At 62.9% G+C, this 23413-nt stretch carries 22 protein-coding genes; 8 read left to right on the top strand and 14 right to left on the bottom strand.

Annotated features, from left to right (window positions below; genetic code table 11):
• Position 1: 1 nt before the first annotated feature.
• The gene (locus tag AC0L2C_RS20580; protein WP_091597346.1) at positions 2-802 is read left to right on the top strand and encodes an ABC transporter permease; all 801 of its coding nucleotides are present in this window, start codon (positions 2-4) and stop codon (positions 800-802) included.
• Positions 799-1875 (top strand): ABC transporter ATP-binding protein, encoded by a 1077-nt coding sequence (locus AC0L2C_RS20575; protein WP_023800441.1) that lies wholly within the window; start codon positions 799-801, stop codon positions 1873-1875. Before AC0L2C_RS20580 ends, AC0L2C_RS20575 begins: the two co-directional genes overlap by 4 nt.
• Positions 1876-1892: 17 nt before the next feature.
• Here the strand turns inward: AC0L2C_RS20575 and AC0L2C_RS20570 are convergent, their stop codons facing one another.
• Positions 1893-2381, bottom strand: coding sequence for a cupin domain-containing protein (locus tag AC0L2C_RS20570; RefSeq protein ID WP_473524274.1), 489 nt, complete (start codon positions 2379-2381; stop codon positions 1893-1895).
• 80 nt (positions 2382-2461) lie between these two features.
• On the opposite strand from AC0L2C_RS20570, the gene AC0L2C_RS20565 reads away from it, so the two are divergent.
• The 3 genes from AC0L2C_RS20565 to AC0L2C_RS20555 all read left to right on the top strand — a co-directional run bounded on the left by AC0L2C_RS20565 (position 2462) and on the right by AC0L2C_RS20555 (position 4577).
• Positions 2462-3091: a LysR family transcriptional regulator gene (locus AC0L2C_RS20565; protein ID WP_473524273.1), complete on the top strand. Its 630-nt coding sequence runs from the start codon at positions 2462-2464 to the stop codon at positions 3089-3091.
• Positions 3092-3125: 34 nt separating this feature from the next.
• Positions 3126-3401: a LysR substrate-binding domain-containing protein gene (locus tag AC0L2C_RS20560; RefSeq protein WP_287171682.1), complete on the top strand. Its 276-nt coding sequence runs from the start codon at positions 3126-3128 to the stop codon at positions 3399-3401.
• A 279-nt stretch (positions 3402-3680) separates the two neighbouring features.
• Complete coding sequence (locus AC0L2C_RS20555) at positions 3681-4577, top strand: arginase family protein (RefSeq protein WP_128171847.1); 897 nt, start codon at positions 3681-3683, stop codon at positions 4575-4577.
• A gap of 59 nt (positions 4578-4636) precedes the next feature.
• On the opposite strand, the gene AC0L2C_RS20550 is transcribed toward AC0L2C_RS20555, so the two are convergent.
• The 5 genes from AC0L2C_RS20550 to AC0L2C_RS20530 all read right to left on the bottom strand — a co-directional run bounded on the left by AC0L2C_RS20550 (position 4637) and on the right by AC0L2C_RS20530 (position 10435).
• Positions 4637-5629 (bottom strand): ABC transporter ATP-binding protein, encoded by a 993-nt coding sequence (locus tag AC0L2C_RS20550; RefSeq protein ID WP_473524272.1) that lies wholly within the window; start codon positions 5627-5629, stop codon positions 4637-4639.
• The gene (locus AC0L2C_RS20545; protein WP_128171846.1) at positions 5626-6648 is read right to left on the bottom strand and encodes an ABC transporter ATP-binding protein; all 1023 of its coding nucleotides are present in this window, start codon (positions 6646-6648) and stop codon (positions 5626-5628) included. The genes AC0L2C_RS20550 and AC0L2C_RS20545 overlap by 4 nt, the downstream gene beginning before the upstream one ends.
• Complete coding sequence (locus tag AC0L2C_RS20540; protein WP_287171680.1) at positions 6638-7600, bottom strand: ABC transporter permease; 963 nt, start codon at positions 7598-7600, stop codon at positions 6638-6640. Before AC0L2C_RS20540 ends, AC0L2C_RS20545 begins: the two co-directional genes overlap by 11 nt.
• Before the next feature lie 11 nt (positions 7601-7611).
• Positions 7612-8640, bottom strand: coding sequence for an ABC transporter permease (locus AC0L2C_RS20535; RefSeq protein ID WP_287226308.1), 1029 nt, complete (start codon positions 8638-8640; stop codon positions 7612-7614).
• A 121-nt stretch (positions 8641-8761) separates the two neighbouring features.
• A complete protein-coding gene (locus tag AC0L2C_RS20530) occupies positions 8762-10435 on the bottom strand; it encodes an ABC transporter substrate-binding protein (protein ID WP_473524271.1) in 1674 nt (557 codons plus the stop codon).
• A 299-nt stretch (positions 10436-10734) separates the two neighbouring features.
• Here AC0L2C_RS20530 and AC0L2C_RS20525 point away from each other — a divergent pair, with 299 nt between their 5' ends.
• The 3 genes from AC0L2C_RS20525 to AC0L2C_RS20515 all read left to right on the top strand — a co-directional run bounded on the left by AC0L2C_RS20525 (position 10735) and on the right by AC0L2C_RS20515 (position 13593).
• Positions 10735-11460: a LuxR family transcriptional regulator gene (locus tag AC0L2C_RS20525; RefSeq protein WP_473524270.1), complete on the top strand. Its 726-nt coding sequence runs from the start codon at positions 10735-10737 to the stop codon at positions 11458-11460.
• 153 nt (positions 11461-11613) lie between these two features.
• Entirely contained in the window at positions 11614-12513 is a 900-nt protein-coding gene (locus AC0L2C_RS20520) for a proline iminopeptidase-family hydrolase (protein ID WP_473524269.1), read from the top strand.
• A gap of 150 nt (positions 12514-12663) precedes the next feature.
• On the top strand, positions 12664-13593 hold the full coding sequence (locus AC0L2C_RS20515) for a LysR substrate-binding domain-containing protein (RefSeq protein WP_023800431.1): 930 nt from the start codon (positions 12664-12666) through the stop codon (positions 13591-13593).
• Here AC0L2C_RS20515 and AC0L2C_RS20510 read toward each other — a convergent pair.
• From AC0L2C_RS20510 to AC0L2C_RS20475, 8 genes are all read right to left on the bottom strand, one after another.
• Positions 13580-15043, bottom strand: coding sequence for an amidase (locus tag AC0L2C_RS20510; protein ID WP_023800430.1), 1464 nt, complete (start codon positions 15041-15043; stop codon positions 13580-13582). The genes AC0L2C_RS20515 and AC0L2C_RS20510 overlap by 14 nt on opposite strands.
• A 48-nt stretch (positions 15044-15091) precedes the next feature.
• The gene (locus tag AC0L2C_RS20505) at positions 15092-15913 is read right to left on the bottom strand and encodes an FAD binding domain-containing protein (RefSeq protein ID WP_128171840.1); all 822 of its coding nucleotides are present in this window, start codon (positions 15911-15913) and stop codon (positions 15092-15094) included.
• A 10-nt stretch (positions 15914-15923) separates the two neighbouring features.
• Complete coding sequence (locus tag AC0L2C_RS20500) at positions 15924-18311, bottom strand: xanthine dehydrogenase family protein molybdopterin-binding subunit (protein WP_128167606.1); 2388 nt, start codon at positions 18309-18311, stop codon at positions 15924-15926.
• 2 nt (positions 18312-18313) lie between these two features.
• Positions 18314-18802, bottom strand: a complete 489-nt coding sequence (locus AC0L2C_RS20495; RefSeq protein WP_023800427.1) for a (2Fe-2S)-binding protein — start codon at positions 18800-18802, stop codon at positions 18314-18316.
• A gap of 13 nt (positions 18803-18815) precedes the next feature.
• The gene (locus AC0L2C_RS20490; protein ID WP_473524268.1) at positions 18816-19922 is read right to left on the bottom strand and encodes an ABC transporter ATP-binding protein; all 1107 of its coding nucleotides are present in this window, start codon (positions 19920-19922) and stop codon (positions 18816-18818) included.
• Positions 19919-20818: an ABC transporter permease gene (locus AC0L2C_RS20485; RefSeq protein ID WP_473524315.1), complete on the bottom strand. Its 900-nt coding sequence runs from the start codon at positions 20816-20818 to the stop codon at positions 19919-19921. Before AC0L2C_RS20485 ends, AC0L2C_RS20490 begins: the two co-directional genes overlap by 4 nt.
• Positions 20819-20820: 2 nt before the next feature.
• Entirely contained in the window at positions 20821-21696 is an 876-nt protein-coding gene (locus AC0L2C_RS20480; protein ID WP_473524267.1) for an ABC transporter permease, read from the bottom strand.
• A gap of 72 nt (positions 21697-21768) precedes the next feature.
• Positions 21769-23079: an ABC transporter substrate-binding protein gene (locus tag AC0L2C_RS20475; RefSeq protein WP_023800423.1), complete on the bottom strand. Its 1311-nt coding sequence runs from the start codon at positions 23077-23079 to the stop codon at positions 21769-21771.
• Between the last annotated feature and the right edge of the window lie 334 nt (positions 23080-23413).

Raw genomic sequence — 23413 nt, 5'->3', positions numbered from 1 at the left:
GATGCTGCTCGATTACGACCGGCTGGGCTGGCTGCGCGCAGCACTTCTGGGTTTCACCGGCCTGGTTGCCGCGTTTCTGCTGCTGCCGGTGGTTTTCATCGTGCTTTTGTCGTTCGGGTCGTCGCGGTGGCTGGCTTTTCCGCCACCAAGCTGGACGTTGAAATGGTATGAGGAGCTCTTCGCCGATCCGGCCTGGCTCGAAGCGGCGCTGACCAGCGCGCGCATTGCCACCATGGCCGCGATTCTTGCCGTCGTCATCGGGCTGCTGGCTTCTTTCGCGCTGGTCAGGGGACAGTTTCGCGGGCGCAATACGCTTCGCGGCCTGCTGCTGACGCCAATGGTGCTGCCGGTTGTCGTCTTCGCCATCGCCATCTATGCATTCTTCCTGCGGATCGGGCTCGGCGGCACCACGGCAGGCTTCGTCATCGCCCATACGGTCCTGGCACTGCCCTTCGCCATCATTCCGATCACTGCGGCACTCGAAGGTTTCGACAAATCCATCGAGGATGCGGCGATCGTCTGCGGCGCGAGCCCCTTCGAGGCAAAACTCCGGGTCACCTTGCCGGCGATCAAGATCGGGATCTTCTCGGCGGCGATCTTCGCCTTTCTCGCCTCATGGGACGAGGTGGTGGTCGCGATCTTCATGGCCAGCCCCACCTTGCAGACCTTGCCGGTCAAGATCTGGGGCAGCCTGCGCCAGGATCTCAGCCCGGTCATCGCTGCGGCCTCCAGCCTTCTCGTTCTTCTGACGCTGAGCCTGATGATCGTAACCGCACTCATTCGGCGGAAATTGTCGAAATGACCGAACCGTTCCTCTCCATTCGCGACCTGCGCAAGGCGTTCGGCAGCTTCGTCGCCGTACACGATGTCACCATCGACATACCCAAGGGCGAGTTCCTGACCTTTCTCGGCCCTTCCGGTTCTGGCAAATCGACGACGCTTTATGCGATCGCCGGCTTTCAGCACCCGACATCCGGCGACGTTCTTCTCGAAGGCAGGTCGCTGCTGTCGGTGCCGTCGCACAAGCGCAATATCGGCATGGTGTTCCAGCGCTACACGCTGTTCCAGCATCTCACCGTCGCCGAGAACGTTGCCTTTCCGTTGCGCGTGCGCCGCCGTCCGGACGCAGAGGTGAACCGAAAAGTCGCCGAGATGCTGTCGCTGGTACGGCTCGAGAGTTTCGGCGGCCGATATCCTGGCGCGCTTTCCGGCGGACAGCAGCAGCGCGTGGCGCTTGCCAGGGCGCTGGCCTACGATCCGCCGATCCTTTTGATGGACGAGCCGCTTTCGGCGCTCGACAAGAAGCTGCGCGAGGAAATCCAGGCCGAGATACGGCGCATCCATCGCGAAACCGGCGTAACGATCCTTTACGTCACCCACGATCAGGACGAGGCGCTGCATCTTTCGGATCGCATCGCCCTGTTTCGTGACGGGCGCATCGAGCAGATCGGCAGCGGTGAGGACCTCTATCTGAGACCTGCGAGCGAATTCGTCGCCAGCTTCATCGGAAATTCCAATTTCCTGCCGGCCGAGCATCTTGAAACCGTCGACGGCGCCGCCACGATCCGCCTCGCCGATGGCTCGGTCGTCTCCGGCGTCAGGAACGATCGGGAGTTCAGCCAAGGCCAGAAGACCCGGCTGATGGTGCGGCCGGAAGCGTTTCGGCTGAGACCCGGCGCGGCCACGGCCGGGCTTGCGGTCGAATTCATCGACACCGCCTTCTTCGGCGAGCGGCGGCGCGTCATCGCACGCACCGCCGCCGGCCAGGAGATCGACGTCAGGCCGACATCCGACATGGCGCGAGCACAGGAGGGCATCGCCTCGAGCAGACAGATTTATTTCGATCCCGCCGCCGCATTTCTGTTTCCGGCCTGACAGACGATCGTTCGACCTCAGTGCGGCGGATCAGCCCGCGCCTCGATGGTGACGCCGTATTTGGCGGTGATGGCCACGACCTTTGCCATCTCCGGCGTGCCGGCGGCAGTCGCGGCGTCCAATTCCGCGAACATCTGATCAAGGCCGCAACTCGGTGCGCAGAAGACGAGCACGCGAGCTGGCTTGTCGCCGACATTGCGGATGGCATGGCGCCGGCCGCGTGCGCCGAAGAAGAAGCCGCCGGGCGCAACGCGATGGGGCGCGGATTGGCCCTCGAATTCGATGACGAGTTCGCCGCTCAGCACATAAAAGCCTTCATCCTCTCGGGCATGGATGTGCGGTGGCACTCCCGCGCCCGGCGGAACCACGGACTCCCAGAGCGAGAAGGACCCGGCGGTCTCGGCGCCGGTGGCCTTGTAGATATGGGTGATGCCCAAAACGTTGAGCGTCGAGCCGGCCGCCGGCTCGCGCACGAACGCTTCAGCCGCTGTAGCTTTGGCATCCATCGTCGATCTCCTTCGTGGTTCAGGTCGTTCACCAGGAGATAGGCCGTTCTCGTCCGTCGATTAGCCGGAATTGTATGGACATGCTGTCCGGATTTCAGGACAATCCGATGATGGACCCGCTCAATGGCATCGCGGCGTTCGCTCGCGTCGTGGACAGCGGCAGTTTCTCGGCTGCGGCTCACCGGCTCGGACTCTCCAAATCGGCAGTCAGCGCCCATGTCCAGCGGCTCGAACAGCGCCTGGGCATTCGCCTCCTCAACCGCACCACGCGTCGGCTCACGATGACCGAAGCGGGCGCAGCCTACTACCGCCACTGCGCCCGGATTCTCGCCGAAGCTGAAGCGGCGGAACAAGAGGCGAGCGCGTTGCAGCGCGAACCGCGCGGCACGCTTCGCATATCGGCGCCCGACAGCTTCGGCTGGATGCATGTGGCGCCGGCCGTCCCGGAATTCCTGAGGCGCTATCCGGACCTTTCCGTCGACATTGCCTTGAGCCCAACGCATGTGAGCCTGGTCGATGAGGGGCTGGATCTGGCGATCCGTATCGGTGCGCTCGAGGATTCGCCGCTTGTCGTGCGCAAGCTCGCGCCATCCCGGCTCGTCGCCTGTGCTGCGCCCGCCTATCTCACCAAGCATGAAGCGCCGCGCGAGCCGGGCGACCTCGCCAAGCACAACTGCCTCTGCACCAGCCTTTTTGCCTTGGGGCGATGAATGGCGCCTTACCGGCAAAATTGGCGAGGTGCGGGTGACCGTGGGCGGCAGCTTTCGCAGCAACAATGCGGAGATGCTGCGCGTTGCCGCACTCGACGGCATCGGCATCGCCCTATTGCCCACATGGGCGGTGGCGGAGCCGCTGCGTACCGGCGCGCTGCGCCGCGTGCTGGATGCCTGGGAGCATCCAGCCAGCACGATTTATGCCGTCTATCCCAGCAACAGGCTCATGTCGATGAAGGTCCGTGCCTTCGTCGACCACCTTGCTCGATGCATAGGACGCGCACCGTATTGGGATGAGGGCCTTTGAGAAGAGCGCCCCGTTTTGGCCGCGCATCGTCCTCTCTGAATGCGCTCAAAAACGGTCTCCCACCGGTCGGAAAACTTGCGATCCTGCCTTCAACAGGGAAGTTGGGCGGCGGCTTGAAATCTCCTCGCTTTCGCCCACGTACTGGGTTACGCCGGCTGTGAGGCGAGTTTTTTGGCTGCAAAAGCGTCGCTTATGGGGCCGTCAAACCGGCAGCAGCGCTCAGTAGCGGAAACCGCTGGCGTTGCGCCGGTTCTCACTCGCGATACCTGGGAGCACCTGATGCCGACCCGCCCCTATGCCATCCTTGAAGCGCCGTCCTCGCTGGGTCTGGCGACCGACGGCGTTGAAGCCTTGCCCGGTCGGCTGCTGGAACTGGGCCTCGCCGAACGCATCCATGCGCGCCGCGCCGGGCGGCTGGCCGTCCCGCCGAAAGACCCGAAGCCCGACCCTGCCACCCTGACGCTGAATGCCAAGGCGATCGCGGCGTGGTCACCCAAGCTCGCCGACGCCGTGGAGGAGGTGCTGCACGCCCGCGAATTCCCGGTGGTGCTGGGCGGCGACTGTACGATCCTGCTGGGTCCGATGCTCGCGCTGCGCCGGCGCGGCCGCTACGGCCTGTTCTTCATCGACGGCCACGCCGATTTCTTCCAGCCGGAAGCGGAGCCCAACAGCGAAGGCGCGTCGATGGAGCTGGCCTTCGTCACCGGCTACGGGCCGGCGCTGCTGACCGACCTGGAGGGCCGCCGCCCGTTGGTGCGCTCCGGGGACGTCGTCGCCTTCGCATTTCGCGACCACGAGGACCAGGCCGAATTCGGCAGCCAGCCTTTGCCAGCCGAGTTCATGGCCTACGATCTGCACGCCATCCGCCGCCTGGGCGTCGAAGCCGCCGCCCGGGCCGCCGTTGGCCACCTGACGCGGGCGGAACTCGACGGCTTCTTCATCCATCTCGACGCCGATTGTCTCGACGATGCGATCATGCCGGCGGTCGATTTCCGCATACCGGGCGGGCTGTCTTGGGACGAACTGTCGGCGGCGCTCCGCATCATCCTGGCGAGCGGCAAGGCGGTCGGGATCGAGGTCACCATCTACAATCCGCGCCTCGACGAGGACGGCAGCGCCGGCCGTGGCCTCGCTGATGTCCTGGCCGCAGCTCTCGGCACAGCCGCGCCCGCTTGAGCGGACGGGAGCAATCTAGACCGTTGTGCTTCGACTTCGCCGCCACACGCAACCGCGCCTTACCCGCCGCCCGGATGATGGCAAGCAACCAGGCGACCGTCGCCCGTGCTCTGCAGCAGCGGACGTTCGTTGCGGCACATGGAAGTGGCAGCCGGGCAGCGGGTGTGAAACCGGCAGCCGGAGGGTGGGTTCATCGGGCTCGGCAAGTCACCCTTCAGGACAAGCCGCTCGCGTCGTGCCCGATCGATACTGGGTATCGGCACCGCGGAACGGAGTGCCGTGGTGTAGTGGTGCCTGGGCGCCGCAAAGACCAGATCGGTCGGCCCGCTCTCCACGACCGATCCCAGATACATGACGGCCACGCGCGTCGAAATCTGGCGCACCACGGATAGATCATGGGCGATGAATACATAGGTCAGGTTGAACTCCTCGCGCAGATCGGCCAGCAGATTGACGATCTGGGCCTGGATCGAAACGTCGAGCGCCGAGACCGGCTCGTCGGCCACGATCAGCCTTGGCCTGAGCGCCAGCGCGCGAGCAATGCCGATCCGCTGCCGCTGGCCGCCCGAGAATTCGTGGGGATAGCGCGACGCGTGCTCGGGGGACAATTCGACCCGGCGCAGAAGCTCGGCGACGCGGTCCGTCATTTCCGATGCCGAGATGCGCTCATGGATGCGGAACGGATCGGCCAGCAGATCGCCCACCCGCCGACGTGGATTGAGCGAGGCGCTCGGATCCTGAAAGACCATCTGCATCTGTCGCCGCAACGGACGGAGCTGACGCTGGGACGCGTCGGTAATGTCGCGGCCCTCGAACTCCAGAGAACCGGAGGTGATATCGGTCAGACGCACCAGGCATCGGCCAAGAGTGGATTTACCGCAACCTGACTCCCCGACGATGCCAAGCGTTTCCCCGGGCCAGATGTCGAGCGATACCGTGTCGACCGCCTGGACCGACCGGCGCTGCGCCGGGAAAATCGAGCGGCCGACGTGATAATGCTTCGAAAGATCTCCGGCGCGAAGTAGCGGGCGCTCGCGTGGCGCAGCACTCATCGTTGCATTTCCACGCCGACAGCCTTGTGGATGTTGAATTGCTTGCGTCTGGCTTCCGGTAATACGCAGGCGGCGCGATGGCCGTCGCCACGCATTGTCGGGAGCTGGACCAGGCAGGCATCGTGGCGAAAGGCACAGCGCGGACCGAAGGCGCAGCCTTTCGGCAGGTCGGAGAGGGAAGGCGGAGCTCCCGGAATCGCGGCGAGGCGTACCGGACGCTCACCATCCATCGGCGGGATCGAGCCGAACAGTCCCCATGTGTAGGGATGCAGCGGCGTTCGGAACACGCTGCTCTTGCGGCCCTCCTCGACGAAGCGTCCGCCATACATGACCAAGACCCGATCCGCGACCTGGGCGACGACGCCAAGATCGTGTGTGACCAGGATCACCGCCGAGCCGAACTGATCGCGCAGCCGTCCGATCAGTTCGAGGATCTGCGCCTGCACGGTCACGTCCAGGGCCGTGGTCGGTTCATCCGCGACAAGCAGCGCCGGGTTGCACGAGAGCGCCATCGCAATCACCGCACGCTGGCGCATGCCGCCGGAGAGCTGGTGCGGATAGCCGTCGACGACCCGATCAGGATTGGCAATGCCGACCGCATCCAGCAACTGCACCGCCCTCGCCCGCGCCGCCCGCGCCGACACTTTCTCATGCGCACGCACCTGCTCGCCGATCTGGTTGCCGATCGTATGCACCGGGGTGAGCGCCGACATCGGATCCTGGAAGATCATCGCGACCTGGCGGCCGCGAATGGCATCGAGCGCACGCCGGTTGAGCCCGACGAGCTCCTGCCCCATGAAGCGGATTGAACCGGAGACGACGGCATTGGGGCTGTCGATCAGCCCCATGATGGCCAGCAAGGTCTGGCTTTTGCCGGAACCGGACTCACCGACGACACCGACGATCTCCCGCTGCTCGACGGCAAACGAGACGCCTGCCACAGCCCGCACCAGCCCCGCGTCGCTGCGGAAGGATACGGTGAGACCCTCGACGACGAGAAGGGGAGCGTTAACGGACATCGCGAGCCCTCGGGTCGATAAAGACGAAGACGACGTCGACGACGAAGTTTGCCATCACCACGAAAAACGAGGCGTAGATCACCGTGGCAAGGATCATCGGCAGGTCGAGGGTCTGCAGTGCCTCATAGGTCAATTTCCCGACGCCCTGCAGCCCGAAGACCACTTCGGTCAACAGCGCGCCGCCGCCGACCAAGGCACCGAAATCGAGACCGAACATGGTGACGAATGCCACCAGTGACGTCCTGAGGCCGTGATGCAGCAAAACCCGCCGCTCGCCGATCCCCTTGGCCCGCGCGGTGCGGATAAAATCCTCCTGCATCATCTCGATCAGACTTGCCCTCAGCACCCGTCCGTAAAGGCCGACATAAAGCGTCGCCAGCGTGAACCACGGAATGACGAGCGCCTTGAACCAGCCCCAGGGGTCCTGTGTCAGGGGGATGTAGCCGAGCGGAGGAACCCAAGAAAACAGCCAGGTGTCATGCCAGCGGCTCTGTGTCAGCAGATTGGCGACCTCGCCGAGCCAGAAGACCGGAACGGACACTCCAATCAGGCTCAGGATCATCAGCGCCCGGTCGATAAACGTGCCGCGCGTCGCCCCGGCGATCACCCCGACGATCAGTCCGCCCAACACCCACAGCACCGCCGCGCCGCCGACCAGCGACAGCGTAACCGGAATGGCGGCTGTCACCGCGGGAATTACGCGCTGCCCACGATTGACGAAGGAGGTGAGGTCGCGGCTGACGAAAAGCCGGTTCATCATCAGCCCGTATTGCACCGGCAATGGCCGATCGAGACCGAAATCGTGGCGGACCTGGACCAATGTCTCCTGGGACGCGTTGCGGCCGGCAATGCGCGCCGAGGGATCGGCACCGGGCGTTGCGAAGAAGATCAGGAAAGCGACGACGCTGATGCCGAACATGACCAGCACCATCTGGCCGAGCCGAAAACTCATGGCGGCAAGCACTAGATGCCCCTCGGCGAGGATTTCGGATCGAGCGCATCGCGCACGCCGTCGCCGAGAATGTTGAGAGCCAGCACGGTGATGACAATGGCAAGCCCGGGCGCCAGCGCCACGATCGGCCTGGAATAGAGCAGGCCCTGACCGTCCTGGATGATCGTGCCCCAACTGGCGTCCGGCGGTTGCACGCCGATCGACAGAAACGACAGTGAGGATTCGGTCATCATGTTGAGTGCCAGGATCAACGGCACGAAAACGATGATGCGCGTCACCACATTTGGCATGATGTCGCGCAGCAGGATGCGCCAGGGCGACGCGCCAAGCCCGATCGCCGCGGTGACGAATTCGGCCTGCATCAAGGTCAGGACATGGCCACGGATCGGCCGTGCCACATAGGGCACATAGACGATGCCGATGATGAAGATCGGCAGCCACAGGCTGCCGGAGCGGATTTCGAACGGACCGATCTGGATGCTCTGCGCGATCAGCACGATCGACAGGGAAATCGCCAGCAGGAAAACCGGGAACGCCCAGAGCACGTCGAGAATGCGCGACAGGCCGACATCGACAATGCCGCCGAAGAACCCGGAAACAACCCCCAGAAAGGTCGCCAGGACGAGGCACAGCACAGCTGCAGCGCCCGAGATCAGCAGCGAATCCCGCCCGCCATAAAGCAGTCGCGCCGCGACGTCACGGCCCTGATTGTCGGCGCCGAGCAGATACGGCCCGATCCGCCAGGTCGGCCCAATCGGCGTCATGCCGAGGCCAAGGCCTTCGGTGGAAGCCTGCAGTACCGGCTGGGTCACCCCATCGATGACGATCTCGCCGTTGAGATTGGTTACGAAAGGATCCGTGTGGGCGATGTATTGCGCATAAAGCGGCGCCGCCAGCGAAGCGATGACGATGACGACGAGCACACCGAACGCCGCTATTGCCGAACGATCGGCTTTAAGCTTGCGCCATGCCGTGCGCCATGGGCCAGCGGCGGCCTGGCGGACCGGGGCGGCAGGCTGGTCCGCAATGACATTGACCATGAACGGGGGACCATAAACGGGATTGCCTGGCAAAAATCTCGACCTGGAAGATGCGCTGATCCGGCGGAAAAGGAAATGCGACGGAGCGCCGGTGGCACTCCGTCGCATTGGCTCGAGGGGATCATTCGACCCAGGACTGGCTGACGATCCAGTAGAATTGCGGGCTGAAGGTGAAGTTCTTCAGCCTGGAAGAGACGACATCGACCCGCTTGGGTGTGAACAAAACAGCGACCGGGGCCTTGTCCGTCACCGCCTTGTCGATGGCCGTCCAGAGTGTTGCGCCCTTGGCTGGGTCGGCGATGGTGGCTGTCTCTGCTTCGGCCATCGACGCGTCGATCGATTTGTCGCAGAACCCGGAAATGTTGACCGAGGCGTCCGAGCCCGGCGTGAATGAGGCACAGCTGAACAGCACTTCCAGAAAATTGGATGGCGCCGGGTAATCCTGGAACCATTGCGAGACCGAGATCTGCACCTTGTTGTTGGTGTTCTGGATATAGGTGAACTGGATGTTCTGCGAGATCGGCTTGACCGATGTCTTGTAGCCGAGCTGGTTGAGCACGTCCTGCAGATAGACCCCGATCGACTTCGAGACGCTGCTGTCCTCGGTGATGATCGTCACCTCCTGACCAGCAGTTCCCGATTCAGCAACCAGTTGTTTGGCCTTGTCCATATCCGGCGCCGACCACTTTTCGCCCGGATTGGCGGTGAATGGGCAATAAGGCGCGAATGACGGGAAGCCCGGCGGCAGGATCTGGCAAGCCGGCTGTGCTAGATTGCTGCCGCCAAAGAGCTTGATGATCGCGGCGCGGTCGATGGCGAAGTTCACCGCCTGGCGAACACGGATGTCGTTGAACGGCGCCAGATTGTTGTTCATCGGCGCATACCACATCGCCATCAGCGGATGCACCGTGACCTGCTTGGCATATTTGGTGCCGAGTTCGCCAAGACGGTCCGCCGGCGGCGGATCGAACATCCAGTCCGCCTGCCCGTTCTCGACCGCCGTCACCGCCGCTTCGTCGGTGAGGCCGAATTCATAGTCGATCTCGTCGGGATACCCTGCCGGCTGGGCTTCCTTGCTCCATTCCTTGAAGTGAGGATTGCGCACCATTTTCATCAGCTTGTTCGGATCATAGCTCGCGATCATGTAGGGCCCAGTGCCCGGGATCGGATCAGTGCCGGCATCCTTGAGCGGCGCGCCCGCCGGCAGGATCGCCGCGTGCGGAATGGCGATCTTCTGCAGGAACTCGGCATCCGGCTGGACCAGGTTGAAGGTGATCGTTCCGGCTGCGTCGTCAACCGACAGGCCGCCATCGAGGGTGCATGTCGCCGGGGTTTTCAAACACGCATCGGCGCCGACGATGCCGTTGTAGAAGGTCCCGGCCGTCGGCCCGCTGATCTTGAAGATGCGCTGGAACGAAGCCACCACATCCTTGCTGGTGACGTCCGAGCCGTCGGCGAACTTGATGCCTTTGCGCAGCTTGAAGACGTAGGTCTTGCCGCCGTTTTCGACCTTCGGCAGGGTTTCGGCAAGGTCCGCGACCACCTCGAAGCCGGTCTTGTCCCCGGCCTTTTTGTAGGTCACCAGACCATCGTAGAGAATATAGTTCATCTGGAAAAACTGCAGCGTGTAATTGATATGCGGATCGGCGGTGCCGGCAGCGGCGTTGGCCAGCAAGCGGAGCGTGCCGCCAAGCTTGCCTTCCGCGGCCAAGGCACTGCTCGGCGGCGACACGATCGTCATGCCGAGCAGAGCCAGGCCGGGTATCAACGCTGCAAGTGCCTTTTGGGGTCGCATGGCTGTGTTTCCTCGTGGAAAGCGTGTCGACTGGCCACGCTATACGCAATCGACGACCGCGGCGTGGCTGGAAATGATCTGGGTCGCGGGTGGTCTCCGCACCTTCGCCCAATCGCAAAAGACTACGACCAGCGAAGCCGAGCAGGATAGCTATTAAGATAGATAGGTCGGAGAGGCCAGCCTTAAGCCTATTTATTGGGCACGCGGGTGACATGGCTATTTGACAAGCAATGGCCAGCGGGTAAGCTTGTCGCATGCAGGGCTTTTCAGGCGATCTAGAGAGCCGGTTCCGAACGGGAATGAGCATCGACGCCGCCATGGCGGTGGCGACCGATGTGCTGGAGCCCGTCGGTTTCACCTCATTCATCTATGACTATACGCCCGTGCCGGTCAGCCATGAGGGCGACCTGATCACCCCGTCGCTGATGGCTCTGCACAACATGCCGCGCGACATGCAGGATCTCTGGTGCAAAGGCGGCTATTATCAGCTTGACCCGGTGCAGGAAGCCGCGCTCGCCGTATCGAGGCCGTTCCTCTGGTCGCACAAGGGCGTTCAGAGCACCGTCATGCAGCATGTGCTTCGGTCCAGGCATGATCCGGTGATCAGCTATCTGCTCGATACCAGGATGACCTGCGGCGTCACCGTGCCCATCCGTCTTGCCGGTGGGGATCTGGCCACCTTCACCGCGATCCGCGCCGACCCAGAGCCAGGGTTCGAGGCCGAAGCAAGGCAGTTAATCGCCGAAATCGGCGATCTGGGCCATCTCTTGCACGACTCCGTCTACGCCGGTTTCGATGCCGGCATCCGCACCTGCCCATACGTCCACCTGACGTCGCGCGAGCGCCAGTGCCTGCGCCTCGCCGCCGCCGGACTGACGGCCAAGCAGGTCGCGCGCGAGATTGGCCGCGCGGTGCCGACAGCAACGCTGCATCTCAACGCGGCGACACGCAAGCTTGGCGCGCGCAACCGCTTCCACGCCATCGCGCTGGCTGCCCACTACCGGCTGCTCGAGCCGGAGCATTGAGGCTCTCCGCCTGAGGGCTCCTCCCGCCAGGGCAAACCTATAAATAGTGCTAGCTGTAAATGCGCCGGGCCGCTTAGTACCGTCGGCCGCAAACAAGGCTTGGGAGGGTCCGTCACTTTGGTTCCTGCCAGCCAGGACCCGGAGCTTGGAACTGTGACGGCACATGCGACCACCGAAGGATTCAGCGACTACAGGGACTACCGCACCTGGTATCGCGTGATCGGAGATCTCAACTCGGGCAAGCTGCCATTGGTCGTCGCTCACGGCGGGCCGGGCTGCACCCACGACTACGTCGATTCATTCAGGGAGCTTGCCGATACCGGGCGGGCCGTCATCCACTACGATCAGATCGGCAACGGCAAGTCGACCCATCTGCCCGACAAGGGCGGCGACTTCTGGACCGTCGATTTCTTTTTGGGCGAACTCGATGCGCTGCTCGCTCACATTGGCATTGCCGAGCGTTACGCCCTGCTCGGCCAGTCCTGGGGCGGCATACTTTCGGCCGAACATGCCGTGCGACGCCCTGCCGGGCTCAAGGCGTTGATCCTGGCCAATTCGCTGGCCTCAATGGCGCTATGGATGGAAGGCGCGCTGCAATTGCGGGCCGGGCTGCCGGCCGATGTGCAACTCGCGCTTGACCGGCACGAGGCAGCCGGGACCACCGATCACCCGGATTATGTTGCGGCAACCAAAGCCTTCTATGACCGCCACGTCTGCCGTGTCCTTCCAACGCCGCGGGAGGTCGCCCGGACATTCGCGGCAATCGACGCGGATCCGACGGTTTATCACACCATGAACGGACCCAATGAATTCCACGTCATCGGCACGATGCGGAACTGGACCATCGTCGAGCGCCTGCATCTGATCGAGGCGCCGACGCTGGCGTTCCGCGGATTTTACGACGAAGCGACCGAAGCCTGCGTCCAGCCCTTTCTCGATCATATTCCCGACGTCGAAGGCATGGTCTTCCCAAATTCCAGCCACATGCCGCATGTCGAGGAGAAGGACGATTGCCTCGCCGCCGTTGGACGCTTTGTGGCCAAATACGATTGAGGCCTGCCCCACAGCAGCCTGTCTTTGCACAAGCTTATCGTGCCGGGCTTAGCCAATCGAGTTGCGCGACGGAGCACAAAACTGCGCCGAAGGTCGGCTGGAATGAATCTTGCGTAGTTAGACCGGCCGCATCGGATCTGGCTCGAACATATGAACCTCATCAGCGTCGACATAAGAATGCTCCGATCGCTGCAGTGCGTCGCGGAAACCGGCAGCATTACTGAGACGGCGCGGCGCCTCAGCCGCTCGCAGCCCGCCATTACCCTGCAGCTACAGCGGCTCGACGTGATCTGCGGCTGCAATCTGTTCCGTCACGATGGGCGCAAAATGGTGCTCACTTCCGATGGCAGACTGGTGCTTTCTTATGCAAATTCGATCCTGCGTCTGCACGACGAACTGCTCTCGCGCCTCTCATCGCCCGATATCGAAGGTCAGGTGATCCTCGGCACCCCCGACCTCTACGCGGCCTATTTGTTGCCGTCGATCCTTGCGGTATTCCAGCGTGCCTTCCCGCGCGTCCAGGTCCAGCTTCACTGCTCGCTGTCGACGCCGCTGGTCGGACAGGTCCATCGCGGCGAAATCGACATCGCGCTGGTCACGCGGATGAACGACTTCATCGGCGGGCGAGTGGTGCGTCAGGAACAGCTCGTCTGGATCACCGGAGAACACTCGACGGCGCATACCGAGACACCTCTGCCTCTGGCGCTGCTTCCGCCGGGCAACATCTATCGCGATCATGCGATAGAGCACCTCGAAGTGGCGGGCCGCTCATGGCGGATCGCCTGCGTGAGCGAGAGTGTCAGCGGGCTCCAGGCGGCGGTGTTTTCAGGCATGGCCGTAACCGTGCTCGGCCGCAGCGCACTCGTTTCGGGCATGCGCGAGATCGTGGCTAGCGGCGACTTTCCCACGCTGCCCAAAGTTGACCTGCTGCTTTACAAGGCGCAGGGCACGACCAAGCCGGCGGCCAAGGCGCTCTATGACTACCTGTCGCACTACCTCGATATTAACCGGGAGATCGGCGCTGTGGTGATGCCGGACATGCGCGAACCCGAATCCGAAAGGCCGCTCAACGAAGGTTGAGCGGCGGCCATTCCTCCGTCCAGGGTCGCACTTCCTCAAAGGCTCCCGCGAGAGCGATGATGGAAGTCTCGCGCATCCATGGTGCGATCATCTGAACGCCGATCGGCAGGCCCGAAGAATCACGTCCGCACGGGACCGTCGCGGCCGGCAGGCCGCACAGATTGACCGGCCACGTGAAAGGCGACCAGCCCAGATGCGCGTCGACCGGATGCCCGTCGATGCAGGACGTGCCGAGCGTGCCGGCCGCGAAGGCGGTAACCGCAACTGTCGGCGTAAGCATCACGTCGACGGTGCGGAACAGTTCGACGAATTGGTTCCGGAGCCGGGAGCGCAGATGCGTCGCCTCCATGTAATCAGCGCCGCTGTAGGTGAGGCCTTTGTCAAGAACGGCGCGGAACTCCTCGTCCGAGTCGAGAAATGCTTCCGCGCCGCGATCACCAACCGATGCCGCTTGTTCAGTGAAGGCGATCGGATTGAGCACCCTGTCGAGAATATCCGGGTCGAGGGCGAAGGGAACCTCGACGAGGTTGGCGCCGGCGGAGGCCAGAATGTCGAGTGCGGTGGCGAACGCCGCACGCACTTGCGGATCGACCGGCGCATACCCGAAATCGACCGAAAAAGCGACGCGCAGACCCATGACCGATGGCGGAATCCTGGAGTACTCCTGCGGCTTCAGGGCGAGCGAGGCGGCGTCGCGCACATCATAGCCCGCTATTGTCTCGAGCAGCAGAGCAGCGTCCGCAACCGTGCGCGCTATTGGACCGGTGTGCGCGAGCGATCCCCATGATGGCGGAAAGAAGCCGGGCGCGCGCGAAACGAGGCCGTAAGTCGGTTTAAGGCCGAAGACCCCGCAGAAGGAAGCAGGTACGCGGATCGAGCCGACGCCATCGGTTCCAATTGCCAGCGGACCGCAGCCGGCGGCGACGCCCGCAGCAGCACCTCCGCTGGAGCCGCCGCTGGTTCGCTCCAGCGACCAGGGATTGCGGGTTATGCCGCTGACGGGACTGTCGGCAGTGAGCTTGTAACCGGATTCGCAGGTGGTCGTTTTGCAGGTTACGATGGCGCCGGCGTCGCGTAGACGGCGCACGACATGGGCATCGACTGGCGGCACGAAGCCGGCAAATGAGGGCGCGCCCGCCTTCGCCGGCTTGCCGGCGACGAAGATGAGATCCTTGACGGTGACGGGAACCCCTGCCAGCGGGCGGGTTTCGGCGCTTTTTCGGTAACGCTGCGCGATCACCTTGGCTGCGGAAACAGCCTCTTCGTAGAGATCAGTCACAACGATATTGCAGACCGCATCCGTGCGGCGGAGCGCACACACCGTGTCTTCGATCACATCAACGGGGTCGAAACGGCCCGCCCTGTAGCCGGCGACCATGTCGACGGCAGAGAGACGCGCAAGATCGCCCGGCGCACTGGCTACGCCGACATTGACTGGAATCATGGTCATGAGCCCTCCCGGGCCGGACTCGCGCGGCCGAACCACGCCGGCCGACCGCTATTTTGTTGCACTTTCGTCGGCATTCCGGAGCGCTGCGGCGACCGCGCGTCGCGCCATGACCATTACGAGATTGGCGCGATATTCCCGATCCGCATGGATGTCCGAATTCAATCCCGACGGATCCAATGACACGCGGCTCAGCGCATCCGGATCGAACCGCTCCTGCAGCGCCGTTTCGATGTCGGTTGCCCTGAACACCGACGAGGCTGCACCGGTGACCGCGACGCGCACCTTTCCGGCCGTTCGTGCGACGAACACGCCGACAATCGCATAGCGCGATGCAGGACTGCGGAATTTCGCATACGCCGCCATGTCGGGAACCGGGACGCGGAAACCGGTGACGATTTCGCCAGCTTCGAGCGCAGTCTCGAACATATCGACGAAGAACGCGTCGGCGGGGATCGTCCGTTCGATCGTGATCACGGTTGCATCAAGAGCGAGGATCGCCGCAGGATAGTCGGCGGCTGGATCGTTGTTGGCGGCCGAGCCGCCGATCGTGCCACGATGGCGGACTTGCGGATCGCCGATGTGCGCGGCGAGCGAAGCCAGTCCAGGTATATGTGTCCGCACCAGCGCTGAGGAGGCGACGTCGCAATGGCGAGCCATCGCGCCGATGACCAGAACGCCTTCATCGAACGCTATCTCGCGAAGTGCTGCGACCGCCGAAAGATCGATGATCGCGACGGGCGCGGCTAGGCTTTGCTTCATGGTGGGCAGCAAGGTCATGCCGCCAGCTAGGATCTTGGCGTCGTCATGCTCGGCAAGCAGGGCAGCCGCTGCCACGGTCGTTGCAGGCTTCAGATAGTCGAAGGATTTCATCGAAGCCCCCTTATTCGGCTGCGAGCGCGGCGCGCGAATTGCGGATGATGTTCCAAATCTTGTTTGGCGTCGCAGGCATGTCGACATGGGTGACGCCCAGGGGCTGCAGGGCGTCGACCACGGCGTTGATAACGGCAGCCGGCGAACCGATAGTGCCGCATTCGCCACATCCCTTCACGCCCATCGGCGTGTGGGTGCATGTCGTTGAATGCGGGGCAACGACTATCGCCGGAAAATTGTCGGCACGCGGCATACAGTAGTCCATGAAGGACCCGGAGAGCAGTTGTCCGGAGCTTTCATCGTAGACACCGTGCTCGAACAGCGCCTGGCCGACACCCTGTACGATACCGCCCTGCAACTGGCCCTCGACGATCATCGGATTGATGATCGTGCCGACATCATCGACGGCGGTGTAGCGCTCCAGCGTCACCATGCCGGTATCGGGATCGATTTCGACCTCGGCGAAATGCGCGCCACCAGGATAGGTGAAGTTGACCGGGTCGTAGTAGGACTGCTCCTCGAGGCCGGGCTCAAGGGTTTCCAGCGGATAGTCGAAGGGCACATAGGCCGCGCCGGCGATCTCCGTGAACGTTTTCTTGCGATCGGTTCCGGCGACCGAAAACTCTCCCGCGTCGAACATGATATCCTCAAGATCGGCCTCGAGTTGGTGCGCGGCGATCTTGCGCCCCTTCAGGACCACCTTGTCGGCGGCTTTCGAGAGCGCCGCTCCGCCGACCACAAGCGAGCGCGAGCCGTAGGTGCCCATCCCGAACTGCACCTTGGCGGTGTCGCCGCAGACGATGTCGATGTCTTCGAACGGCACGCCAAGACGATCCGAGACGATCTGCGCGAACGTCGTTTCGTGGCCCTGGCCATGATTGTGGGTGCCGATCAGCACAGTGACCGCGCCGGTCGGGTGCACGCGCACCGTCGCGCTTTCGTAAAGCCCGCCACGTGCGCCGAGGCTACCGGCCAATCGCGATGGCGCCAATCCGCAAGCCTCGACATAGGTGGACAGGCCGAGGCCGCGATATTTGCCGCGGCCCGCCGATTCCAGCCGCCTCTGCTCGAAGCCATCCGCATCGGCGAGCTTCTCGGCCCTGTCGAGGCAGCCCAGCGGATCGCCGCTGTCATATTCGACGATGACCGGCGTCTGGTAGGGATAGGCCTCGGTCGGGATCATGTTGCGGCGGCGGATCGCGCGCTTGTCGATGCCCATCTCGATCGCCGCGACGTCGACCAGTCGTTCCAGCACGAAGGTCGCCTCTGGCCGTCCGGCGCCGCGATAGGCATCCACAGGAACGGTGTTGGTGAAGACCACCTTCACCGAGCAATGTATAGCCGGCATACGATAGACGCCCGATAGCAGCGGTGCGTAAAGGTTGGTCGGGATGTTTGGTCCGAAGGTCGAGAGATAGCCACCCATGTTGGCGAGTGTGCGCACCCTGAGTCCGAGAAACTTGCCACTCTCGTCGAGTGCCAGCTCGGCCTCGGTGAAATGATCGCGGCCTTGGGCGTCTGAGACGAAGCCTTCCGATCTCTCGCAAACCCACTTGACGGGTTGCCCGAGCTTTGCGGCGGCCCAGGTGACGACGGCTTCCTCGGCATAGTGGAACTGCTTGACACCGAAGCCGCCGCCGACATCGGGCGCCACGACACGCAATTTGTGCTGAGGAATGTGGAGCACCAATTCACCCATCAGGAAGCGGACCACGTGCGGAAATTGGCTCGTCGTCCACAGCGTGTGCTGGCCGGTCGCGAAATCATATTCCCCGATCGCCGCACGCGGCTCCATTGGATTGCCGATTAGGCGGTTGTTGACGAGTTCGATGCTGGCGACATGTGCCGCGTCGGCGAACGCGACCTCCACGGCAGCGGCATCGCCCAGCTCCCAGTCGCAGCACAGATTGTCGGGAATGTCGTCGTAGACGGCGGGCGCACCCGGCTGCAACGCGTCGACCACGCCGACCACGGCAGGCAGGATCTCGTACTCGACCTCGATCGCCTCGACCGCGGCGCGCGCCTGCTCCAGTGATTGCGCCACGACGAAGGCGACGGCATCGCCGACGTGCCGCACCTTGCCATGAGCGATCGGCGGGTGCGGCGGCTCCTTCATCGGCATGCCGTCCTTGCCGTGGATGCCCCAGCCGACCGGCAACCCGCCGACATTGTCGGCTTTCAGGTCTTCGCCGGTATAGATCGCCGCCACGCCCGGCATGGCGCGGGCGGCAGTTGCATCGATCTCTCCAAGCCGGGCGTGCGCATGCGGCGAGCGCAGGAACGCGCCAAAAAGCATGCCCGGCCGCTTGATATCGGCGACATAGTTTCCGCGCCCGGTGACGAAGCGCAGATCCTCCTTGCGCTTCGGCGCCGCGCCGATGCCAACCACTTTTGACATGTTCATGAGCCCCTCACTTTGCCCGCGCGCATGGCGGCGGCGCCGGCGATCACCGATTTGACGATGTTGTGGTAGCCCGTGCAGCGGCAGAGATTGCCCTCCAGCCAATCGCGCACCTCCGTTTCGGTTGGGTCGGGATTGCGTCCGACAAGGTCGACCGCGCTCATCAACATCCCCGGCGTGCAGAAGCCGCATTGCAGCCCGTGGTTTTCATGGAAGGCCTGCTGCATCGGATGCAGCTTCGCCTGTCCGGCGCCCGCCAGGCCTTCAACCGTCGCTACTGAACCGCCATCTGCCGAGACTGCCAGCATGGTACAGCTTTTCACCGACTCGCCGTTGAGATGCACCACGCAGGCACCGCATTGGCTGGTGTCGCAGCCAATGTGAGTTCCGGTGAGCGAGAGCTGCTCGCGCAGGAGATCGACCAGCAGCATCGCCGGATCGATCGATACGCTGACCGGGCGTGCATTGAGCGTGAGATTGATTTCCATGGTGTGCTCCGGGCTAGGCAAGCAAATGCGCGCGGTCGATCAGCCATGCGGCAAGGACGCTATCGCCGACGTCGAATGGATTCTCGAAAAAGCGGCGTTCCGGCACATAGGCGACGAATTCCTCCTCGCCCGCAGCGTCCAGCATCACCTTGACGAAATTGCCCTGGTATTCGATGCCGAGGATCGTCGCCGGCACCGAAGCCATGTCCTGCTCGGAGAGCGTTGTGCCCGTGCGGAACAGTTCGACGTCGTCGCGCCGCACCGCGATGTCGATCGCCTGGCCGGCCTCCAGCCGGACGCCGGCGCGCATCGGAATCGTAATGCCGTTGATTTCAGGGCTCGCGATCATAGCGCGCGTGCCATTAATCCTGCCGACCTTGCCACTGAGCACATTCTGCCCACCAAGGAATTCCGCGACGTAGCGATCCTTCGGCGCAGCATAGATTTCACGCGCCGGACCAGACTGCTTGATCTTGCCGTTTTCCATGACGACGACCATGTCGGCGAGCGCGATGGCCTCGAGCTGCGTATGCGTGACATGGACGAAGGTGATGCCGAGTTCGCGCTGTATGCGTCTCAGCTCGGCGCGCATCCTGATGCGGAGATGCTCGTCGAGCGCCGAAAGCGGCTCATCGAGCAGCAACACCCGTGGTTCGGTAATGGCAGCGCGGGCGAGCGCCACGCGCTGCTGCTGACCGCCGGAAAGCTGCGCCGGGAGACGGTTGGCAAACTCGGCCAGCCGTACCTTCTCGATCATGGCGTCAGTCCTGGCGTAGCGCTCGGTCTTCGAGAGCCCACGGACCCTGGGCGCGAAGGCTATGTTGTCGCGAACCGTCAGATGCGGAAACAGCGCGTAGGACTGGAACATCATCGCCGTACGGCGCTCGACCGGTGGCAGGCCGACGACACTTTCGCCGCCAATCAGGATCTCGCCAACGGTCGGATCCTCGTGGCCGGCGATCATACGCAGGATCGTGGTCTTGCCGCAGCCCGAAGGGCCGAGAATGCAGCAATAGGCGCCGTCCGGAATTTTCAGATTGACGCCGTCGACCGCATAGCTGAAGCCGTCATAGCTCTTGGCGACGCCGGCGATCTCAATATGACCCATGCCGACCGTCATGCGCCGGCTCCCACGAGAACGGGCGGGCGGCTCCTGCGCCGCTTCTGGATGAAGGCGATCGTGCCCAGACTTGCCCCGATGACGAGAAAAGAGACGATCGTGGTGACGGTGCCAAGCGCATAGAGTGCCGGCGAAGTGATGTTCAGCGTCATGCTCCAGATCTCCAGGGGCAGTGTATTGAGCGAGCCGGCGGTCTGCAGCGTCCGGGCAAATTCGTCATAGGAGAGCGTGAAGCCGAACAGCGCGACGGCGACAAGGCCGGGCGCCAGCACCGGGATCACGACGAGCCGGATCGCCTGCCAGGGCGAGGCGCCAAGGTCGCGCGCCGCTTCTTCCCAGGCATGGTCGAAGCGCGACATGACGGCGAACATGACGAGCACGCCAAAAGGCAACGTCCATGAAAGCTGCGCACCAAGCGCCGAGGTGAACAGGCTTGCCTCGATACCGACCGAGTTGAAGATGAGTCCGACGCCGATGCCGAGCACCAGGCCGGGAGCGACCAGGCTGCCGATCATCAAATAGAAGACGGTCGTGTCACCGGCGAAGCGTTTGCGAAAGCCAAGTCCGGCCAGGAAGGATACGACCACGGTCAGCACCGTGACCACGATCGCAAGCTCGAACGAGCGCTCGAAGGAGCCCTTGACGTCGCCGGTGCGGACCTGCGTGAACAGGTCGACGAACCAGTGCAGCGAGAGACCCTTGATCGGGAAGACCAGCCCGCCGCGCAGATCCTGGAAGGAAAGAATATAGATGCAGGCCATCGGACCGTAGAGCGCCACCAGGTAGAGCGTGAACAGGGTGGCAAGCACATAGAAGGTCCACGGCCGGCGTCCACTGGCCGGGGCAATCGCCCGGCTCCTGTGCGCCGGCACGCTTGCGGCGATGGTCGGGGCCATGCTCATCGCGTGATCTCCTTGCGGATGTCGACGAAGCGCAGGATCAAGCCGACAGTCAGCACGAGAACGACGGTGAGCAGCACTGCACTGGCCGCGGCGGTCGGATATTGCAGCACCGAGATGTCCTCATAAAAGGCGCCGGCGACAGAGGCAGAGCCGCCGCCCGACATTACCTTGACCACGAAGAAGTCGCCCATGACGATCGAAATCACGAAGATCGAACCGAGCGCGATACCGTTCTTGGACAGCGGCACGATGATCAGCCGCATGATATCAAAGCGGCTGGCGCCAGCGTCGAGCGCCGCCTCGACGACGCGCTTGTCGATCCGGCCCATGGCGTTGAAAATCGGCACGATCATGAAGATGGTGAGCTGGTGGACATAGGCGACGACCACCGCGAAGCTGGAAAACAGCAGGAATTCGAGCGGTTGGTCTATCAGACCGATCTTGAGCAAGGCCTCATTGACCAGCCCCTCCTTGCCCAGCAAGGGGATCCAGGAAATCATCCGGATAATGTTGGAGGTCCAGAACGGCACTGTGCAGAGCAGGAACAGCCCGAGCGCAAGCAGCGGGTTCCTGACATGGAAGACAAGGAAATAAGTGACGAGGAAGCCGATCACCAGGCTGAAAAACCACGTCAGCATGGTGAACTTGATGGTCTCGTAATAGAGATTGAACGTCAGTTCCGAGGTCAGTATCTGCGTGTAGTTTTCGAGATTGAACGCCGGGAACAATCCGCCGAAGCCATCGGTTTCGAAGAAGCTCGCTGCCACCACTGCAACCAGCGGTAGCACGAAGAACGGGATCAGCACGACGACCAGCGGGGCAACATAGGCCCACCCGGCCAGATTTCGCTTGAACGCAACGCTTTGTGTCATCGCCGGACTCCGAGGATTTTCGGATGAAGGTGTGATCGGGCAAGGCGCCCGATCCGGTTGCGGCGACGCCGGTCACGCAACCTTGAAGTCGTTCCAGCGCTTGTTCATGTAGGCCGCCTCGTCCATCAGCGTGTTCCAGCACGAGATGTTCTTGACCCGCTCGAGGAAGGAGCCGCCATCGCGCACCGTACCCGTCTTCTCCATCGGAGTGCCGTAGGGGTCCTTGACTTCATCCGGCGCCGGCTTGCCGTCGTACCAGTAGTCCCATTCGGCGGCGGTGAGGAACGGCTTGGCGGTGGACGGCACCGGGCTGTAGTAGCCGTAGCGGGCGACGAAAGCGCCCTGCCAGCCGGTGTAGTACCAATTCATATACTCGTAGGCCGCTTCAAGCTTCTTGCCGGTGAGGTGCTTCATCAAGCCCATCCCGTTGCACCAGCCGCGATAGCCTTCCTTGTCGCCCTTTTTGTTGACCGGCGCGTAGACGCAAGGGATCTCCTTGACGCGAACCGCGGCAACCGCTGGCGACCACATCGACTGGATGATCACCTCGCCGGCCGCCATGAGCTGCACGGATTGGTCGAATGTGGTCCAGGTGGCGCGGAAATGCCCCGACTTCTTCAGCTCGATCAGCTTGTCGATAGTGAAGTCGATCTCTTCCTTGGTCATGTTTCCCTTGTTGCCGTACTTGATCAGGTCGGCACTCTCGAAACACAGGGCGGCGTCCATGATCCCGATCGCCGGCACGTCGAGGATCGCCGCCTTGCCCTTGAACTTCGGGTCGATCAGTTCCTTCCACTCGGTAACCGGATGGCCGATCAGATCAGGACGGTAGCCGATCGAATCCGCATTGTAGACTTGCGGCAGGAATGTCGCCCATTCGGTGACGCCGTCGTGGAGATCGGTCGCGTCGGGCGTCTCGATATACATCGCTTCGTACGGCGAAATGCCCTGGCGCGACACCACTGCGCCGTCGATCTCACCCTTGGTGAAGATCGGCAGGATATTATCGAACTCCTTGATCTTGTTGATTTCGATGCCTTGGATCACGCCGCGTTTGGCGGCGAGCTTGGCCTGCCAGCCTTCGAGGTCGGCGATATCGACCGAATTCGGCTGGGTGATGAAGCGGTTGATGGCAGCGGAGGTGTCGAGATTCTGCATCGTCACTTTCAAGCCGAGATCCTTGGCCGCCTGGTCGCCGATCGCCTTGACGACCGAGTACGAAACGCCGACGTGGCGCAGTTCGATGTCCTTGATCTCCTGGGCCCAGATCGTCGGAAAACCGCCGATCGCTCCGGACCCTACGGCGGCCCCGGCAGCAGCCGCGCTGCCTTTGAGAAACTTTCTTCTTGTCAGTGTATTCGTCGGCTCTTTCACCTGTTTCATGGTCAAACCCTTCCCCTGCATGCCGAGCCTGTTGTCGGCAATCCACATTCTTCGATGTCCGGCTTTATGCTGGAGGGTAGGATATATTTTTTGCGCAGCCCGCCAAATTAGAAGTGAAAATTCCAATTATAAGCAGGGCAAATCTGCCGCCGATATGCGCACCGGCAAGCGCCGTTCTCCCAAAACATATGCAAAAGCGCAGATTCCCTACTCTTTCCTGCCAGAATATTCAGCAAGTTGGCAATTCCCGTAGCGCGCAGACTCGCAGCCACCGGGCGAAAAATAATTTCAAGGCACGTTCACCGTGATCTGGACGAACGGAGGGGACCGTGAG

The organism is Mesorhizobium sp. WSM4845 (assembly GCF_055811455.1).
The sequence above is the reverse complement of the archived record's forward strand: the minus strand, read 5'-3'. Positions and strand labels throughout refer to the sequence as shown.

What these genes read in the sequence shown, in the direction of transcription:
- AC0L2C_RS20580 (WP_091597346.1), top strand. Translation starts at nt 2, where the DNA reads ATGCTGCTCGATTACGACCGGCTGGGCTGGCTGCGCGCAGCACTTCTG.
- AC0L2C_RS20575 (WP_023800441.1), top strand. Translation starts at nt 799, where the DNA reads ATGACCGAACCGTTCCTCTCCATTCGCGACCTGCGCAAGGCGTTCGGC.
- AC0L2C_RS20570 (WP_473524274.1), bottom strand. Translation starts at nt 2,381, where the DNA reads ATGGATGCCAAAGCTACAGCGGCTGAAGCGTTCGTGCGCGAGCCGGCG.
- AC0L2C_RS20565 (WP_473524273.1), top strand. Translation starts at nt 2,462, where the DNA reads ATGCTGTCCGGATTTCAGGACAATCCGATGATGGACCCGCTCAATGGC.
- AC0L2C_RS20555 (WP_128171847.1), top strand. Translation starts at nt 3,681, where the DNA reads ATGCCGACCCGCCCCTATGCCATCCTTGAAGCGCCGTCCTCGCTGGGT.
- AC0L2C_RS20550 (WP_473524272.1), bottom strand. Translation starts at nt 5,629, where the DNA reads ATGAGTGCTGCGCCACGCGAGCGCCCGCTACTTCGCGCCGGAGATCTT.
- AC0L2C_RS20545 (WP_128171846.1), bottom strand. Translation starts at nt 6,648, where the DNA reads ATGTCCGTTAACGCTCCCCTTCTCGTCGTCGAGGGTCTCACCGTATCC.
- AC0L2C_RS20540 (WP_287171680.1), bottom strand. Translation starts at nt 7,600, where the DNA reads ATGAGTTTTCGGCTCGGCCAGATGGTGCTGGTCATGTTCGGCATCAGC.
- AC0L2C_RS20535 (WP_287226308.1), bottom strand. Translation starts at nt 8,640, where the DNA reads ATGGTCAATGTCATTGCGGACCAGCCTGCCGCCCCGGTCCGCCAGGCC.
- AC0L2C_RS20530 (WP_473524271.1), bottom strand. Translation starts at nt 10,435, where the DNA reads ATGCGACCCCAAAAGGCACTTGCAGCGTTGATACCCGGCCTGGCTCTG.
- AC0L2C_RS20525 (WP_473524270.1), top strand. Translation starts at nt 10,735, where the DNA reads ATGAGCATCGACGCCGCCATGGCGGTGGCGACCGATGTGCTGGAGCCC.
- AC0L2C_RS20515 (WP_023800431.1), top strand. Translation starts at nt 12,664, where the DNA reads ATGAACCTCATCAGCGTCGACATAAGAATGCTCCGATCGCTGCAGTGC.
- AC0L2C_RS20510 (WP_023800430.1), bottom strand. Translation starts at nt 15,043, where the DNA reads ATGACCATGATTCCAGTCAATGTCGGCGTAGCCAGTGCGCCGGGCGAT.
- AC0L2C_RS20505 (WP_128171840.1), bottom strand. Translation starts at nt 15,913, where the DNA reads ATGAAATCCTTCGACTATCTGAAGCCTGCAACGACCGTGGCAGCGGCT.
- AC0L2C_RS20500 (WP_128167606.1), bottom strand. Translation starts at nt 18,311, where the DNA reads ATGTCAAAAGTGGTTGGCATCGGCGCGGCGCCGAAGCGCAAGGAGGAT.
- AC0L2C_RS20495 (WP_023800427.1), bottom strand. Translation starts at nt 18,802, where the DNA reads ATGGAAATCAATCTCACGCTCAATGCACGCCCGGTCAGCGTATCGATC.
- AC0L2C_RS20490 (WP_473524268.1), bottom strand. Translation starts at nt 19,922, where the DNA reads ATGACGGTCGGCATGGGTCATATTGAGATCGCCGGCGTCGCCAAGAGC.
- AC0L2C_RS20485 (WP_473524315.1), bottom strand. Translation starts at nt 20,818, where the DNA reads ATGGCCCCGACCATCGCCGCAAGCGTGCCGGCGCACAGGAGCCGGGCG.
- AC0L2C_RS20480 (WP_473524267.1), bottom strand. Translation starts at nt 21,696, where the DNA reads ATGACACAAAGCGTTGCGTTCAAGCGAAATCTGGCCGGGTGGGCCTAT.
- AC0L2C_RS20475 (WP_023800423.1), bottom strand. Translation starts at nt 23,079, where the DNA reads ATGAAACAGGTGAAAGAGCCGACGAATACACTGACAAGAAGAAAGTTT.